Annotated in this window: 16 protein-coding genes and 1 pseudogene; 8 read left to right on the forward strand and 9 right to left on the reverse strand. The window is 47.9% G+C overall.

The annotated features are described in order from the left end of the window. Nucleotides 1–10 precede the first annotated feature (10 nt). From JJU34_RS09265 to JJU34_RS09280, 4 genes are all read right to left on the reverse strand, one after another. Nucleotides 11–463 (reverse strand): (2Fe-2S)-binding protein, encoded by a 453-nt coding sequence (locus tag JJU34_RS09265; protein WP_228692073.1) that lies wholly within the window; start codon nt 461–463, stop codon nt 11–13. Between the two features lie 179 nt (nt 464–642). Next, on the reverse strand, nt 643–1725 hold the full coding sequence (locus JJU34_RS09270) for a hypothetical protein (RefSeq protein ID WP_228692074.1): 1083 nt from the start codon (nt 1723–1725) through the stop codon (nt 643–645). Nucleotides 1726–1807: 82 nt separating this feature from the next. Beyond that, a complete protein-coding gene (locus tag JJU34_RS09275) occupies nt 1808–2110 on the reverse strand; it encodes a class I SAM-dependent methyltransferase (protein ID WP_228692075.1) in 303 nt (100 codons plus the stop codon). Nucleotides 2111–2124: 14 nt separating this feature from the next. Continuing rightward, entirely contained in the window at nt 2125–2967 is an 843-nt protein-coding gene (locus tag JJU34_RS09280) for a UbiA family prenyltransferase (RefSeq protein ID WP_228692076.1), read from the reverse strand. Nucleotides 2968–3121: 154 nt separating this feature from the next. Between JJU34_RS09280 and JJU34_RS09285 the strand changes: the two genes are divergently transcribed. Together JJU34_RS09285 and JJU34_RS09290 are read left to right on the forward strand one after the other, a co-directional pair. Beyond that, a complete protein-coding gene (locus JJU34_RS09285) occupies nt 3122–3760 on the forward strand; it encodes a GDSL-type esterase/lipase family protein (protein ID WP_228692077.1) in 639 nt (212 codons plus the stop codon). Between the two features lie 5 nt (nt 3761–3765). Beyond that, entirely contained in the window at nt 3766–4704 is a 939-nt protein-coding gene (locus JJU34_RS09290; RefSeq protein ID WP_228692078.1) for an SGNH/GDSL hydrolase family protein, read from the forward strand. Between the two features lie 121 nt (nt 4705–4825). On the opposite strand, the gene JJU34_RS09295 is transcribed toward JJU34_RS09290, so the two are convergent. Together JJU34_RS09295 and JJU34_RS09300 are read right to left on the reverse strand one after the other, a co-directional pair. Continuing rightward, nucleotides 4826–5194, reverse strand: a complete 369-nt coding sequence (locus tag JJU34_RS09295) for a hypothetical protein (RefSeq protein WP_228692079.1) — start codon at nt 5192–5194, stop codon at nt 4826–4828. A 426-nt stretch (nt 5195–5620) separates the two neighbouring features. Further along, nucleotides 5621–6703 carry an endonuclease/exonuclease/phosphatase family protein gene (locus JJU34_RS09300; protein WP_228692080.1) on the reverse strand — a complete coding sequence of 361 codons (1083 nt, stop codon included), beginning with the start codon at nt 6701–6703 and terminating at the stop codon, nt 5621–5623. Nucleotides 6704–6847: 144 nt separating this feature from the next. Between JJU34_RS09300 and JJU34_RS09305 the strand changes: the two genes are divergently transcribed. From JJU34_RS09305 to JJU34_RS09325, 5 genes are all read left to right on the forward strand, one after another. Beyond that, nucleotides 6848–8437 (forward strand): DEAD/DEAH box helicase, encoded by a 1590-nt coding sequence (locus tag JJU34_RS09305; RefSeq protein WP_228692081.1) that lies wholly within the window; start codon nt 6848–6850, stop codon nt 8435–8437. A 373-nt stretch (nt 8438–8810) separates the two neighbouring features. Next, nucleotides 8811–11627: an excinuclease ABC subunit UvrA gene (gene uvrA, locus JJU34_RS09310; RefSeq protein ID WP_228692082.1), complete on the forward strand. Its 2817-nt coding sequence runs from the start codon at nt 8811–8813 to the stop codon at nt 11625–11627. Nucleotides 11628–11860: 233 nt separating this feature from the next. Continuing rightward, on the forward strand, nt 11861–12841 hold the full coding sequence (locus tag JJU34_RS09315; protein ID WP_228692083.1) for an SUMF1/EgtB/PvdO family nonheme iron enzyme: 981 nt from the start codon (nt 11861–11863) through the stop codon (nt 12839–12841). A gap of 17 nt (nt 12842–12858) precedes the next feature. Further along, nucleotides 12859–14178, forward strand: coding sequence for a Gfo/Idh/MocA family oxidoreductase (locus JJU34_RS09320; RefSeq protein ID WP_228692084.1), 1320 nt, complete (start codon nt 12859–12861; stop codon nt 14176–14178). A gap of 19 nt (nt 14179–14197) precedes the next feature. Further along, a complete protein-coding gene (locus JJU34_RS09325; RefSeq protein WP_228692085.1) occupies nt 14198–15118 on the forward strand; it encodes a TIM barrel protein in 921 nt (306 codons plus the stop codon). 46 nt (nt 15119–15164) lie between these two features. On the opposite strand, the gene JJU34_RS09330 is transcribed toward JJU34_RS09325, so the two are convergent. Beyond that, entirely contained in the window at nt 15165–15647 is a 483-nt protein-coding gene (locus JJU34_RS09330; RefSeq protein ID WP_228692086.1) for a YcxB family protein, read from the reverse strand. 174 nt (nt 15648–15821) lie between these two features. On the opposite strand from JJU34_RS09330, the gene JJU34_RS09335 reads away from it, so the two are divergent. Then, entirely contained in the window at nt 15822–16052 is a 231-nt protein-coding gene (locus JJU34_RS09335) for a hypothetical protein (protein WP_228692087.1), read from the forward strand. Here JJU34_RS09335 and JJU34_RS09340 read toward each other — a convergent pair. Both JJU34_RS09340 and JJU34_RS09345 read right to left on the reverse strand, forming a co-directional pair. Then, nucleotides 16049–16465: a transcriptional repressor gene (locus tag JJU34_RS09340; protein WP_228692088.1), complete on the reverse strand. Its 417-nt coding sequence runs from the start codon at nt 16463–16465 to the stop codon at nt 16049–16051. The two genes, JJU34_RS09335 and JJU34_RS09340, sit on opposite strands and share 4 nt — an antisense overlap. A 4-nt stretch (nt 16466–16469) precedes the next feature. Further along, nucleotides 16470–17501, reverse strand: a pseudogene (locus JJU34_RS09345) (Na+:solute symporter); the annotation flags it as partial.

Genomic DNA, 17501 nt, shown 5'->3' on the forward strand with positions numbered 1-17501 from the left:
TGGGGTTGGACTAGCGGGTAGTGCTGAGGATGGCTTCTTTGATGCGATTATAGGTTCCGCAGCGGCATAAATTGCCCGCCATGGCCTGATCGATCTCCGCGTCAGAAGGAGAAGGGTTTCTTTTGAGTAGAGCAGCAGCGCTCATGATCTGGCCTGCCTGGCAGTACCCGCACTGTGGTACATTGTACTCCACCCAGGCTTGTTGTACCGGATGGCTGCCATCTGCTGCCAAGCCTTCGATGGTGGTGATGGGTTGGTTGCCCACTTCGGATACGGGAAGCGTGCAGGATCTTACCGATGTATCGCCAAGCATCACGGTACAGGCACCGCAAAGGGCTTGACCGCATCCAAATTTGGTACCTTTCATACCGAGGAGGTCTCGAATTACCCAAAGTAGGGGCATCTCCTCCGGTGCTTCTACCGTCTGTTGCGTACCGTTAATCGTCAGTGTATAATTTGCCATAAGGTAAGGGATAAATGTGTCGCTAGCTAAAGTTACATAAATTTCCCAAAAATGACCCACCTTAGAGCATTTTATACGAAACAAGCACGGCACAACCCGACTCAGAATACACCAAGAAGGGAGTTCATAGCAAGGACGAATCGCAATCGGATACGCTCGGTGACGCCTCTGTCAAAGGCTTATCTATTCCACTTGATTTCGTACACACCACCCTTATCCAATCCGACAAAAATCCGCTCACCGGCAGGTCTGGACACCAGCACCAAATCCAGGATACCTCCAAACTGAACACTTGAAAAAGCCACTTCGGTCCAACTCTGACCCTTGTTGGTGGAGTACATGAGCTCAAGCGGCTGAGGTTCGTCGGTCTTGGCCCATTTGCCAGCCACGACCACCTCTGGGTTTTGCGTACTCACACCAATGCCAAAGAAGAAATGAGACTCCTCGTGGCGGTCGATGAGTTTTTGCCAAGATTGACCGTTGTTTTGAGAGCGGGAGAGCTCTCCCTCCCAACCGACATAAATGGACTGAGGGGTCTGCTTGTCAAAAGCTACTTTTTTCACCGTAGTCGGGTTTGGCACCAACGTATTCCAGAATCCTTCCTCTTGCCCGTTCTTCAGGTGAACGAGGTAACCGTTTTCAATAGCCCCTTGTCCTCCGGCCCAAAGCTCGTTGGGTAGTTGGGGATTGATGAATACCCGCATGCGGTTGGCAAACATGTCAAAATCTCCCCAAACAGGCGTCCAGGTGACTCCCTTGTCCGTAGACTCAGCCACAACCTGGTAGCCGGTAGCGTACATTTTATCCGGTTGCTCCGGGTTCCAGGCAAAATGAAACACCGGTTCTTGGATTTCTCCACCAAAATTATGATCCAGGGTCGTCCAAGTATCCCCGCCATCTGAAGTATAGTAAAGTTCTGCCACTTGGTCCCAGGTGCCGTCCAAATCCCAAAGCGATGCCAAAATCTCGGTGCTGGAAAACACCACGGCACTGGTAAGGTTCTTACCCTTCAAGCCAAGCAGCTGCAGGTTGCCGCCTTCCACGTTTCCGTGGTAGATGCCATCGTTTGTCAGCGCATAGAGTTTATCTCCCACTAGTTTCAATTCATTTACTTTCAATCCATCAAGACCACGGGAAATCAACTCAAAGTCATCCTCATTGGGCAGGGTCACCCGTTCATCCGCCTCAACGCAGGACAACATTAGTAGACAAAGTGCACATAGCGGCACATAGCGTAGCATAGTTTGAAAAGAATGGTTCATCGGTATCATGTGTTTGGGTTATTTTCGAGAACGAGACGAAAAATCGGGAGGAAACGCTACAACACCTTCAAAAATACTTTCGCTACCATACAGCCTTTTTATGGGCTTTTGGATAAAAATCCACCATCAGCCATTTGGCCCCAGGAAGCACCCGCCTACCCACTTCCCAAAAGAAAAAATCCAGCTCCTCGTCTTCAAACATATCCAGCAGATACTGGGTCACCACAACATCAAACACCGTCGTAGGAGGCACTTGGGCCATAGATTTCACAAAATCGACATTTCTTCTGTCGATCCTTTGTTTCGCAAGTGCGGTCATCCGCACAGACGGCTCCACGTACACAACCGAACCGGAACAACCAATTCGATCGTAGTTGTTTTGCATGTCGACAAAAATCATTAAAGTGGTAAAACAATGAGCGCCATGGGCATCAGAAACGAAAGTTCCAACCGCCGTCGAAGGGACTCCTTGGGAAACTTTCGGTATTCCAGGAAATACCTCACATGCCAAGTAAACATCAGCAGAAGCAAAACAGTGAACACATGATAATAGGAAGGCAGCAAAAACAGCAACGCTAGGAAATAAACCAACCCCAGTATGCCCATCCATTGAAGCAGCTTTTTGACCCATCGATGCCCCAAGGTGGTGGCTAGGGACCGCTGTCCCGAAAGCTTGTCTGTCTCGTAATCTAAAAGGGAAAGAAACACCAAATTGTACCAGGCCAGCAAAAAATACCCGAAGGCAAAGGCTATCCAGGTGAGGTTTAATGCCAGAAATTCCTTTTTAAACAGGGGCAACAGCAGGATGCCCAAGACATAAAACAAGGCTATGCTGGTCTCCTTCCAAGGGGCAAGCCGCTGTTTGAAGTATTGGGTAAGCAGTAAATTGACTAGTATGAGCCCACCCAGAACGAGCGCCGTGACAAAGATCAAGGTGGATGGCAAAAAAAGAAACGCCACCACTACCACAGCAACCGCGGCAACGAACAACGCTACCCGAAGCTCGAGGAAATGTCGCTGATGGAACCTGTGCCGAGGAGAGGCATGATCTGCCGGTATATGGCGGGCATCCAATAGGTGGTCAAAGGTATAGATTACCCAGACAGACAGTGCCATCAGAAAAAACTCCACGGGCTTGAGCTCCACACGAAGCATGCTTGCAAAAAAATACATCCCCGCACATGCGCCCAAAGCTACATCTACTGAGAGAAAATTAGCCAATCGGTGATATCTGAAAGCCATCGCTTCAAAGTTAGGCAATAGAACAGGCAAAAGACATCAAAAAAAGCGTAATTTACCAGTCGCATGGCTCGACCGAACAAAAGACGGCAACCTATCCGGAAAGAAGGTTTATCCACCATGCGCACTTTTCCCGAAAAAATAAACTGAGAATACTATGAAAATCTGGAGTATGGTGTGGATTGTATGGGTGGCGTTTGTCGCCGGGGCTTTTGCCCAAGAACCTATACGGGTTGCTTGTGTGGGAAACAGTATTACCCAAGGGCCTGGAAGAGATAATATCAACAGCTTTCCGCTAATGATGCAAAAACTCCTAGGGGATGCCTACGAGGTGAAAAACTTCGGCGTGAGCGGTAGTACCCTGCTGAAAAAGGGAGATCTACCCTACTGGGATCAACCGCAGTACAAAGAAGCGCTGGATTTCAAACCGGACATCCTGGTGATCAAACTAGGCACCAATGACTCCAAACCACAGAATTGGGCGTTCAAGGAGGAATTCTTGGCTGACTACCAAGACATGTTGAGTGTTTTCACCGCCGTAATGCCGGAGGGAGGAAAGATTTACGTTTGCCTCCCGGTACCGGTATTTGAGGATAATTGGGGAATCACGGAATCGGTCATCGTAAAGGAGATGACGCCTCAAATCAAAAAAGCCGCACGAGCTGCAAAGGCCAGCATCATTGATTTGCACAAGCCCTTTACCAAGAAGAAAGGACTCTTCCCCGACGGGGTGCATCCAAATGCGGAGGGGAATGCGCAGATGGCAGAGATCATCGCGGAGAGAATTAACAACTAAGAGAGATGATATACTTGAAAAGGTGTCTTTTTGGGATACTTTGGATAGGCTTTCAGTTGGCTACCGCTCAGGCCCAATCCACCTATCCGCTAAGCAAAGACAGTAAGCGGATACTGTTTATCGGTAACAGCATCACCTATGCCGCCCACTACGTAGACTTTACCGTAGCTGCGCTATACCTGGAAAACCCTGGCAGCAAAATGGAAGCTATTAATGTGGGTCTTCCCAGTGAAACGGCAAGCGGACTATCCGAGCCCGGGCATGCAGGTGGGCGTTTTCCCCGTCCCAACCTCCACGATCGCTTGGAACGGACCTTAGAGGAGGTTAAGCCGGATCTGGTGATCTCCTGCTATGGTATGAACGATGGCATCTATATGCCGCTTGACGAGGAACGATTTGCCAGGTTTCGGGAAGGAATCCAGCGGCTGCACGAAGCGGCAACGCAGCGATCCATTCCTATTATCCATCTGACCCCTCCAATATTTGACCCGAAAAAAGACCCCGCCTATGCAGAAGTGCTGGACACCTATTCCGAGTGGCTACTGTCCCAGCGGATGAATGCTCAGTGGCAGGTAATAGACCTTCATTTTCCTATGAAGGAGTATTTGTTGGCTGAGCGGAAAACAAACCCTGATTTCTTCTTGGCTGAGGATGCGGTACATCCAAACGAAACAGGCCACTGGATCATGGCCCAGTCGCTATTGGAAGGGTTAGGTCTTCCGGAAGCGAAGAGAAAGGCATCACCCGATACCTATTTTGATACGAAGGCCTCTGGGCAGGAAGTCTTGGCACTGGTCAAAAAAGATCAGTCCTTAACCAAGGATGCTTGGCTGACGCATATCGGGCACGATCGACCCGGAATGAAGGAAGGCGTGCCGCTGAAGCAGGCAACCAAGGAAAGTAAGAAGAACCGAAAAGAGATCCGTAGGCTGTCTAACCTGTAGGGTTACATGTAAAAAAAAGGTCTGATGCACCTGCTCTCAAGGGTAAGGCTAAGCATCGTAGGAACTATTTACGCTTACCCGGAAAGACACTAGCTAACACCGCTTTTTACTCAAAGGTCTATTACTTTCTGTGAAATTTGTACCCTACCCCCACAGACCAAACCCATTCTTCCGTAGTATCAAAATGGTAGAATGGGAAAAATAAAGCCCAATTGTTGATGTCCAGTCTTGGAGCTACACCAAGTTTAGCGCCTGTCTTGCCATTCCTGATATAGAAAGAAGGCAGCGCTCCAAAGCCAACTTTGACTTTCTGATTGATATTAAGGAGTAAGCTGGGGCCTCCCACATTGAAGGAGGTGAAGTTTTTGCCGAATGCCACTCCTGCCATACCCTCTAAAGCAAAATCCACTTTATTGGACGACATTTCTTCTTGTGCATCTACATTGGAAAATAGCAAAACGGCAACCAGAATCAATATTGTTTTTTGCATCCGTTTATAATTGTTTTTCGGCGGTTACATGCCTGCCTGTCCGATAGGCAGGCTCGATTTCATAGATTTCTATTTTACAGTCCGGTCTCGGAGAAGTTCGCCGCGACCGATGCGTTGGTTGTAGATTACGTTTAAAGGTACTTTTTTACCCTGCATTAGTCATGCCAATCGTTGAGTGAAGTTATCGTTCCACCGATTACTTCCCAGCACCTCGGATGATCAAGACCATGATCCTCAAAACATACTCAAGTCCCTTTTTATTCGGTGCATCGTAGGCCATAAACTTATGTTTTGGACGACCTCCGACTTGGTAGTGGCGATCGCGACGAACAATTACCAACGCGGGTAGGAGCCAATGCTTGCGTTTTACAGTTTATTATCCGTTTCGGATTTCACAATTCTGTTCAACAATGCAGAAATGATCCTTCAAAATACCCGTATCTTCGGATCTGCATTTTCAATTTTTTCGTCGGCCCAGTCTTTTTCTTCTCGGTCCGGTGGTGCCTGCTGGGAATCGTTTAGATGAGCCTTTGGAGGATTCAGGTGCAGGTGCATAAAAACCGGAAAGTGATCAGACCCGATTGACGGCAGCACCTTAATGGTGCGGAGCAGAAATTCTTTCGAGATGAAAACGTGGTCCAATGGCCAGCGTAAAAACCAATAGCCAGCATGAAAGGTGTTGAAAAATCCCCGTCCAATTCTGGGATCCAACAAACCACTGATCTTCTGAAATAACTTGGTGGTCCGGGACCATGCGACATCGTTTAAGTCTCCCAATACTATCACGGGACAGGAAGATTGTTTTACGTTTTTGCCGACGATCAGCAATTCGGCGTCTCGGCTCGTACTGGTTTCGGACTCGGTAGGGCTAGGAGGTTCCGGATGGAGGCAATGGATTTCAATTTTTTCCCCAGACCGTAGCGTTACTAGCGAATGAATGGAAGGGATGTCTTCCTCGACTAGGTACAATACTTTCGTTTCCGTGAGATTCAACTTGGAATACAGATGCATGCCATATAAGTTATCTAGGGGGATCTTTACCGTGTGAGGATACGCTTGCTCCAAAACAGAAAGTTGATCCTGCCACCATTGGTCAGACTCTAGGGTAAGTAGTATATCCGGCTGGTATCTATATACGAGTTTAAGGAGTTTATCGGCTTGGCGGTTTGGAGTGAGCACATTGCTCACCATGAGTGAAATCTCGTTTTGATCTGCTGTTTCCATGCAGCGGCTCACCTCCTTTTTGGAGAATGGGGTATAGGGATAAATTTTTGACATCTGATAAGCCATACTAATCAGCAAGGAGGCCACAAAAAGCAGGCTCCATCGGTCGTCCGGCCATACGATAAGCAAACCAAAAAGCAACGAAAGGAAGTGAATAGCTACGATCTGAATTCGTGGAAAGTCAAACATTCGCACCCACCAATGGTCCCATTTGACCAGAGAGGCTATGGTGGACAGCATTGATACGCCGTACAAGGTCCAGCAAAGGAGTTTAAAAATCAGCATGGAAATGAATGGCTGCGTGATTGATTGGGTATTTCATACCGAATAATCGTAAATTTATCGTTATTTTGGATATTCTACGGGATTATCCCTGAAGAATGTCTAACCATATCCGAAAACACCGGGATTATTTGTTCCAAAGCAAACATGTCGTTTTTAAAAGACTTTTTTTTTGAGGAATTCAAGCAACAGAGACTGGATACTGAAAACAGTGCATTTATTCAAGCACTGGAATTAGCCCTATATTCCGACAAATCGTTGTTTTTGACAGGCAGGGCAGGTACCGGAAAGACCACCTTTTTGCACACCTTCCGCCGGCTCAATGTGAACAAAAATCTTGCCGTAGTAGCGCCTACTGGAGTGGCAGCGATCAATGCCAAAGGCAGGACGCTGCATTCTTTTTTCCGCATTGACCCTAAACAGCTTTTTCTGCCAGGCGATCCGCGTCTACAGCCACAGGCAAAAGGAAAAAAGGAGTCTATCTTTTCCACCTTTCGCTTTACGGATTCGCGGCTATCGGTAATTCGTAAGCTAGACACCCTGGTGATCGATGAGATATCCATGGTGCGGGTGGAGCTCTTGGATGTGATAGATCAGATTTTGCGGGTGTACCGCAGAAGACAGCACCTGCCTTTTGGAGGCGTGCAGTTAATCATGATCGGGGATCCTTTTCAACTTCCACCGGTAGTGAGAAGCCAAGACTGGGAGTTACTGAGCCCGTATTATCAAAGTCGCTTTTTCTTCAGTTCGATGGCATTTAGGCAGTTACGGCCGCTATATATCGAGCTGAACAAGATTTACCGGCAGAAGGACCTCGTATTCAAGGAGATTCTAAACCGTGTACGGGAAAGTCAACACACGGCTGAAGATATCCAAACGCTCAATCAGACGGCATCCCGCTATCATTTTGGTTTGTTGGATCAGGGCTATATTTTGTTGGGTACACATAACAATACCATTCAGGACATCAATGCCCGTAAACTGTCGGAGTTGCAGGGGAAGGAAAAGATGTATAAAGGGGAGTTTAAGGACGATTTTCCGATTAATATGGCTCCTTTTGAGCCGATCGATTTGACCCTCAAGGTGGGCGCCCAGGTAATATTTCTGCGAAACAATCCCGAAAAGGGATTTTACAATGGGATGATTGGGAAAGTGGTCAAACTGGAATCCAATCTCATTCAGGTCGAAAATGAACGGGGCAGCTTGTTTGACGTGTCTAGAGAAGTGTGGGAAAATGTGGAGTTTACCTACAACGAAACCTCCGAACGGGTAGAGGCGGAGGTTGTCGGTAGCTTTGTACAGTTTCCCCTGAAGTTGGCTTGGGCGATTACGGTGCATAAGAGTCAAGGGCTAACTTTTGAGAAATGCATCCTTGATATCGAAAGATCCTTCGAAGCGGGACAGGTGTACGTAGCCCTAAGCCGTTGTACCTCCCTAGACGGACTGGTTTTAAAGATGCCGATTGGTTACCACAGTGTTAAGGTCAGTGCCGATAGCTTAGGATTCAGTGCGGAGCGCACACATGAGGAAGAGATTGAACAGGAACTGGAAATAACCCGGGCCAAGGTGGCATTGCGCCATGCATTTCGCCTTTTTATGGCGGGAGACTACCCACAGGCCGAACGGTTTTTTGTTGAAGCCCAGCGCGTCGAGGATTTTCGTGCGTATCCGAAATGGAGGCAGTTTTTGGACGTAAAAGATTGGGTGATGGAGCGACACAAGAAAATGGCACGTTGAAATGGGAATTGGCAGAAGTACCTTGGCATACTTTTTTGTATAGAAATTGTCGAATAGTTTGTTTTTACAAAATAAACCAATAAATTTGCTTTATACATCCAAATAAATGTATTTTAAATTAATTCTAATCAGAACCATTCACGCTACGATATTACTCCACTTGTGAAACGGGTACGTCATGTTTGTTTGCCTCTGGCGGGCTCGATTTCATACGATTACAACTTTCAGTTTTTAGTTGTTGCTTGATTACCCACTCTCCTGTTCATCAGGAGAGTGTTTTTCAAGCTCCGAAAGACACGGCGACCACTGCCGTGTCTTTCTTTTTTTTTAACAATTTTACTTTTCCTAGGTTGAGTTGGTATCTTTGCGCGTTATGGGAAATAGGAAGCAAACTGCCTTGGAGGATCTGGATCAACTGGATGCCAAAAAGTTTATCATCATCAAAAATGCCCGGGTGAATAACCTGAAGGGGGTAAGCCTGGCCATACCGAGAAACTCCTTGGTGGTCGTGACCGGACTGTCCGGTTCAGGCAAATCTTCGCTGGCCTTTGATACGCTGTTTGCTGAAGGGCAGCGCATGTACGTGGAGAGCCTCAGTTCATACGCGAGGCAGTTTTTGGGTCGAATGGAAAAACCGGATGTGGAGTACATCCGAGGCATTTCTCCGGCTATAGCGATACAGCAGAAGGTGACCACCAAAAACCCCCGCTCCACAGTGGGCACTACCACTGAAATTTACGATTACCTCAAACTCTTATATAGCCGCATAGGCAGAACCATCTCGCCCGTTAGCGGAGAGGAAGTGAAACACCATACCGTGACAGACGTGGTGGACCATATCCATGGCTTGGACGAGGGCACCAAAGTGATGATCAGTTGCCCACTGCAACGGGCCGCTGATCGGACATGGGAAAAGGAACTGGAAGTGCTCCTCCAAAAAGGATTTACGCGTATTCTTATCGACGGCGAGGCGTATTACGTGGAAGACCTGGTGAACGACTCCCAACATCCTCGCGGAGAGGTGGAAATTCTAATCGATCGGGTCGTGGTACAGCACGACGACGAGGATAACCAATACCGCATCGCAGATAGTGTGCAAACCGCATTTTTTGAAGGGCATGGGTACTGCATGGTTACGGTTCCTGATCGTTCCCGTGTGGGCTTCAGCGATAAGTTTGAGCTCGATGGTATCAGCTTTGAACTCCCCTCAGTCAATCTCTTTAGTTTTAACAACCCCTACGGTGCATGCCGTACTTGTGAGGGGTTTGGTTCGGTATTGGGTATAGATCCTGACTTGGTCATACCAGACAAGAGTCTCTCGGTATACGACGGGGCCATAGCGCCCTGGCGTGGAGAGACTACTAAAAAGTGGCTGACACCCCTGCTGAAAAACGGTATCCGCTTCGATTTTCCGGTGCACCGTGCCTACGAGGATCTCAACGAGCAGGAAAAGGAGATTCTCTGGACGGGAAACACCTACTTCAAAGGAATCCATGCCTTCTTTGAATTTCTGGAATCCAAGCTTCACAAGATCCAATACCGGGTGATGCTGTCCCGGTTTCGGGGCAGAACCACCTGTCCGGATTGTAAGGGCACCCGCATCCGAAAGGACGCCTCCTACGTGCGGGTGGGTGGTACCTCGATCACGGATGTGGTCCTGATGCCCGTGAGCAAATCACTTGCTTTTTTTCAGAACTTGGAGCTGACTAGTGCGGAACAAAAGATTGCGAGCAGATTGCTAAAAGAAATCATAAATAGGCTGGAGTACCTGGATAAGGTGGGCCTTGGGTACCTAACCCTCAATCGGTTGACATCCTCGCTTTCCGGAGGGGAGTTTCAGCGGATCCGGTTAGCGACTTCGTTAGGCAGTGCCTTGGTAGGCTCCATGTATATTTTGGATGAACCCAGCATCGGCCTGCATCCACGCGATACGGAGCGACTGATTGAAGTGCTCAAATCCCTGCGGGACCTCGGCAACACGGTTATCGTAGTGGAACACGAGGAAAAAATCATCCGTGCTGCTGATCAGATCATCGACATCGGGCCCGACGCAGGGGTGAATGGTGGCCAACTAATGTTCCAAGGCGATTTGGGGGAACTTTTGGTGAACGGAACCACCCACACCGCACGGTATTTGCGTAGAGAGGAGACCATTGCAGAGAATATGTCCCCGCGTACGTGGCGAAACAGCCTGTTGATTCAAGGGGCGCGCGAAAACAACCTCAAAAACCTGACTGTCCGGATCCCATTGGGAGTGTTGACGGTGGTCACGGGAGTCAGCGGATCGGGTAAATCCACCTTGGTCAAAAAGGTGCTATACCCCGCGCTAGGCAAGATGCTGGGCACGGTTTCGGATGAGACCGGTAAATTTGACCGGCTCGATGGCGACTATAGGATGGTCAACCGGGTGGAATTTGTGGATCAAAATCCCATTGGCAAGTCCTCACGCTCCAATCCCGTAACCTACGTAAAAGCCTACGACGCGATCCGTACCTTGTATTCGGAGCAACCTCTGTCCAAACAGCGCAGCTACAAGCCGGCATTCTTCAGTTTTAACGTGGACGGAGGCCGGTGCGAGGCCTGTCAGGGTGAGGGCACCCAGAAGATTGAAATGCAATTTATGGCCGATATCTTTCTTACCTGTGAGTCGTGTAAGGGGAAACGGTTCAAGAATGAGATTTTGGAAGTAACCTATAAGGAAAAGACGATTTCCGATGTGTTGGACATGACCATTGACGAGGCCATGGAATTTTTTGCCGACAAGAATCCAATCATCAACCGGCTACAGCCTCTACAGGAAGTTGGCCTGGGGTACATCGGCATGGGCCAGTCTTCCAATACGCTGAGCGGGGGAGAAGCTCAAAGGGTGAAGTTGGCCTCTTTCCTGGGAAAAGGAGAAACCAGGAACCAGGAGCATATCCTGTTTATCTTTGACGAACCCACTACGGGATTGCATTTTCACGATATCAAGAAGCTACTCCATTCAATCAATGCGTTGATAGACCAAGGTCATTCCGTGCTGGTGATTGAACACAATACAGAGGTGATTCTCGCGGCAGATTGGGTGATCGACTTGGGCCCTGAAGGCGGAGAACAGGGTGGAAATATTCTTTACGAAGGCATTCCGGACGGGTTACGCGATGCAGCGTCCAGCTATACGGGATATTATTTGGATACCGTTCGCACATAGGTGTTCTGTTTTTTGCAACCCCGACCGTCTTTCGCAGCTAAACGTCAACCGTTTACATAAAAGGGGACGTTTAGGGAGCTGCTTATTTGCTTTTTTTAACGTTGTTTGGTTTCTCTGCTGGAATGTTGCTTTCAATTATTCAAAAATAAGAGTAATTTAGACGCCTATACCCAATGCAGCGGAAGCAGTTTTCTAAAGAGGAAACTAAAACCGCTGTAATTCTACGATTAATCATGCATACATACCGCATTCTGACGGCGTTTGCCGTGCTTTTAGTATTATCCGCTTGGATAATGGCTCCAAAATGGGCGAATAATTTTCAACCCTATGAGCAAACGATCCCCCATACCTCCTTAAGTTTCGGAATGATTCCCATACCTGGGGGAGTTTTTAAGATGGGCAGTGAAAAAGGAGAGGCCGATGAGGCACCCGTACACGAGGTGCATCTTGATCCATTTTGGATGGGTACCCACGAGGTGACGTGGGATTTGTACGAAATGTTTCTGGACAAGAACTTTGAGGCATCGGTAAGCGAGCAACCGTTGACCTCCGTAGTAGACGGCCTTACACGGCCGTCCATACCGTACTTGGATATGACCTTTGGGATGGGCAAAAACAACAAGCCGGCCATCGGGATGACCCAATACGGTGCGATTCAGTTTTGCAGGTGGCTTTACTTAAAGACAGGGATATTTTACCGCCTACCTACAGAGGCAGAATGGGAATATGCCAGCCGGGCCGGTGCTTCCACAGCGTATTTTTTTGGAGATGATCCCAAAGAGCTGGATAAATACGCTTGGTTTGGCGCCAATGCCGGAGAGACCACGCAGGAAATAGGCAAAAAACTCCCCAATCCCTGGGGCTTATACGATATATACGGAAATGTGAACGAGTGGACCATTGATCATTACGAGGCAGATTCGTATCAAAAGCGGGCAGGCGCCGCGACGAAAAATCCCTTGCTGATAAGTGAGGATCTGTACCCGAAAGTATTGAGGGGTGGCAGTTACAAGAGTACTGCTGAGGAGCTTCGATCCGCAAACCGCGTGGCCAGTACGGCCCAATGGAAGCGCATAGATCCACAGATTCCCAAAAGTCAGTGGTGGTTTCCAGAAGCACCTTTTGTGGGTATGCGTGTGGTCAGACCTGTGACTCCGCCCAGCCTAGAAGAGATCGAGAACTATTATGGCACATTGCCCGAAGAAGACTATTAACATAAACTTACATAACTATGGAACCAAACAAAAATAACCACCGAAGGGATTTCTTAAAGACCTCTGCCCTGATTACAGGAGGCGCACTTTTGAATCCCTTCAGCTTACCGGGTGCCTATGCAGCCGGGACAGATGAGATCAAAATTGCCGTAGTAGGCTGTGGCGGCCGAGGTACAGGCGCCGTATTTCAGGCATTTGAAACCGGGCACAATATCAAGTTGGTCGGCATGGCTGATGCCTTTGAGGATAGATTGGAGCAATCCTACGACCGTATCCTCAAGCGATTCGGAGAGGACAAAGTGGTGGTGCCCAAAGAGAAGCGTATTGCAGGCTTTGATGGGTACAAAGAAGTGATGAAGGATGCCGATGTGGTGATCCTGGCAGCACCTCCAGGCTTTCGTCCCGACCATTTCGAAGAGGCGGTACGTTTGAATAAGCAGATTTTTATGGAGAAACCCGTTGCTACCGACGCCGTTGGTATCCGTAGGGTATTGGCTGCTGCAGAAGAAGCCAAGAAAAAGAAGCTAAACGTGGTCGTTGGCCTTCAGCGCCATTACCAAGATAGTTACGTAGAAACCATCAAGCGCGTGCATGACGGGCAGATCGGAGATATCGTAGGCGGTCAGGTATTCTGGAATGACGGCGGTGTATGGGTAAGGGAACGACAACCCGGTCAGACGGAGATGGAGTACCAAATGAGAAACTGGTATTATTTCAACTGGCTTTGCGGAGACCACATCGTGGAGCAGCACGTACATAACCTGGATGTGGCTAATTGGGTGAAAAACGGTTACCCCGTTAAGGCTGAAGGCACCGGTGGTCGAACGGTGCGAAGAGGAAAAGATCACGGTGAGATCTTTGACCACCACGTCGTTTTGTTTACGTATGAAGATGGAACGGTGATCCACAGTGAATGTAGGCATTTTCCTGGAGCGGCAAACCGCGTAGATGAGTCCTTTCAGGGAACAAAAGGAAAGGTATACATGAATGCCGGTCACGTGGGTAAGATTTCTGACTACAAGGGAAATAGCCTTTATGACCACAACGGAGAGAATAACATAAACCCCTACCAAAAGGAACACAACGAGCTTTTTGCGGCCATTGTGAAGGGAGAGTATAAGTTTGCCGACGCTGAAAATGCAGCCAAAAGTACCATGACATCGATATTGGGGCGTTTTGCAACGTATTCTGGAAAAGTGGTTTCCTGGGATGAGGCTATCAATTCAGACATCAACCTGATGCCGGACGTATTGGCATGGGATGCGATTCCTAAAAATGTGCCAAACAACGAAGGCTACTATGCCTATGCAGTGCCAGGTCAAAGCAAGGTAGTCTGATCTTAACCCAATCAATCGAATGAGAAGAAGAAATTTCATCAAAAATGTATCTTTGGGCGCAGCTGTGGGGCTTACCGGAACCGGTGCCCTACAGGCTGATGTCCTCCCAACGAACAAGCAGGTAGATAAAACCTTTAATCTAAACTATGCCCCCCATTTTGGCATGTTCCGCAACCATGCAGGCGACGACTTGATAGCGCAGCTTGACTTCATGTATGAGCGGGGCTTCAGAAGCCTAGAGGACAACGGCATGATGGGTAGGCCGGTGGATGTTCAGGAAAAAATCGGCAACCACCTCGCGAAGCTGGGCATGGATATGGGAGTTTTTGTCTTGGATAAAGGAGGAAATGGTGCAAACACCTTTGCTTCCGGATCTCAAGAACACACCGATATCTTCTTAAACGGCTGTAGAAGGGCTGTAGAAGTGGCTAAGCGGGTAAATGCCAAATGGATTACCGTGGTTCCTGGAGATTTCGATCGCCGCTTACCGCTAGATATCCAAACAGCCAATGTAATCGATACGCTTCGCAAGGGGGCCGAGATTTTGGAACCCCATGGCCTAGTGATGGTATTGGAGCCACTCAGTGATACACCCAATCTATACCTGCGGACCTCTACACAGACCTACATGATATGTAGGGCCGTGAATAGTCCTGCCTGTAAAGTATTGTACGATGCGTACCACATGCAGAAAAATGAGGGGCATTTGATCACTATGATGGATCATTGTTGGGATGAAATCGCCTACATTCAGATAGGTGACAATCCGGGTAGAAAAGAGCCGGGAACCGGTGAAATTAACTACTTGAATGTATTCAAACACATCCATGCAAAAGGCTACAAAGGCATTATGGGAATGGAACACGGCAACGCTAGCCCGGGCAAAGAGGGAGAGACCGCGCTGATTGAGGCCTACCGAAAAGCCGACAGCTTTATGTAAAATGGGTAGGTTCTAATGAATAAAAAAGGTTGAGATCTGATGGATCTCAACCTTTTTTTAGGTCGTAGCCTTTTCGTTTCAGAATAGTCTCGATGAATTTGACGTCGTTTTCGGAATTGAAGATTTTGAAAGGCAAATAAATGAACTGCGCCTTGGACATGGTGAAAACAAAGGCATCTTTCTTCATTTCGGTCCGCTTGATCATATCCCATTTGATAGGCATGCCCTGTTTGGCGTTGAGCTTCATGAGGATTTGGCGGCTATCTATTTCATAAGCCATTTTCTCAAACATGACTTTGTTTTGTTCCAATTGGGTGACACCCGCAAATTGGATTACCCAAAAAAGCCAGTAGAGCGCATACGCAAGAATGGCCATGCTGATCCACCACCAAGAGGGGATCCAAAAATATCCGCAGCCAATAAGAATGGCAATGAGTACCACCCACCACTGTTCTTTCAAAATATTGATCAATCCTAATTTGATATAAGTACCGGTAGGGAGTTGGTATTTTTTTGTTTTTACGATCATTGGGTGCTAAATTTTCAGTCCGCAAATATCTAACGATATGGCCTATATCGCAAGCCGATGCCCGTTTACCGAGAGATATTTTGTCTTTTTTTAGAACACTGCGAAAAGTACTTGGTTTAAATTATTGACTTAATGATTTTATTGCTGTAAATTAATGCGTTAAAGAGCTTGTATATGAGTAGCTTAGTGATAGACCTTTTCCTTTGTGGCGTAGCATACGTGGTGTTGATATACTTTGTGGCTACAATGACCAAGGCCCGGATTAACAGAAACCGGAACAATGACGACGATGGAGACGGAGGGGTGGAAGACCTCACACCGCCAAAAATCGATCTACCCCCCGGGATTGTGTGGCCAACAGACGATACCCCCAAGCCTGCTAAACCGACTGTTGTCGATTTTTAGCTGCAATCCTTGCAGATACCCATTACCAAAAGGCTTTTTTCCCTGGCTACATAGCCTTCGGGAAGGGTTATTTTAGGCAGGGTAATTTCCTGAATGCAGCTGGTGTTTCCGCATTGTTCACACTTAAAATGAACATGCTCGTGGTCGTGATGATGTTCGCTGCTATCGTGTACGCACAAAGCGTATTTGGTTATGCCGCTGTCATCCAATACCTTGTGAATCAAATCACTTTCCAAGAATGTTTTGAGGGTACGGTAGATCGTGACTCTGTCAAAATTCTCCTTTAGGGCTTCTTCCAGATCGGCATGTGAAAGGGCCACCTTCTTGCCAATGAAGGTAGCCAATACATCTCTTCTGCAACTCGTCACCCGAAGATTACTATCTTTCAGTATGTCTGACGTAGTGTCTGCCATGGGTTTATCTCATTTTCTTCCAGCCTCTGATTACCGTCACCGCCCCGGCCAACGCGATGATGCCTGCGATGGTTCCGCCAACAGCGTTGCCATAAATCCAAAATCCGGTAGAAAACAGCGCAGCATAAACCATGATAGATCCCACCAACATCAGGCCGATTTCCATCGGAAGCTGACCGGTTTCTGTTTTTTGGTCTGGGTAACGGTCCAGTAATTTTTTCCATCCGAAGGCGGCGGGCCTTACCTTTTGGTAAAAGGCCAACAAGACCTCGTCTGTCTCCGGCTTGGTGAGCAAAGTTACTAAAATCCATGTGATTGTGGTAATGGTAACACCCAGAAGCAGCTTGAGGTAGCTCATTTCCGGTGGAATAGGGAGAAACCCTAGTTTGTCGTGTATGGACTCAAAGTAAATCGCAACAATAAAGGAAATGATCATCGCCGATATCTCGGTGTAGGAATTGATCCTCCACCAGAACCAACGTAGGATAAAGATCAGTCCGGTACCCGCACCGATTTGAAGAAGGATATTAAATGCTTCTAGGGCGTTGGAAAGTGCCAAGGCCAAGAAAGCAGCCAGAATCATTAACCCTACCGTAGATAATCTACCCACCATCACCAATTCTTTGTCACTGGCGTCCTTCTTCAAAAATCGTAAATAGAAGTCGTTTACCACGTAAGAAGATCCCCAGTTCAGGTGCGTGGATATCGTAGACATCACCGCTGCAATAAGAGAAGCCATCACCACCCCGATTAGACCGGCAGGCAGGAAGGTCAACATCGCTGAATAGGCCAAATCGTTGCCCAACTTATCCGTTGGAATATGGGGAAAAGCCTCCTGAAGGTCACTTACCTGCGGGAAAATAATGAGGGAAGAAAGCGCAATGATAATCCAAGGCCATGGTCGCAGGGCATAGTGGGCCACATTAAAGAGAAGCGTGGCTCCGATTGCATTTTTTTCATCCTTTGCCGAGAGCATACGCTGGGCAATGTATCCACCACCTCCGGGCTCTGCGCCGGGATACCAAGTGGCCCACCA

Source organism: Lunatimonas sp., from assembly GCF_020832325.1.
GTDB lineage: Bacteria > Bacteroidota > Bacteroidia > Cytophagales > Cyclobacteriaceae > Lunatimonas.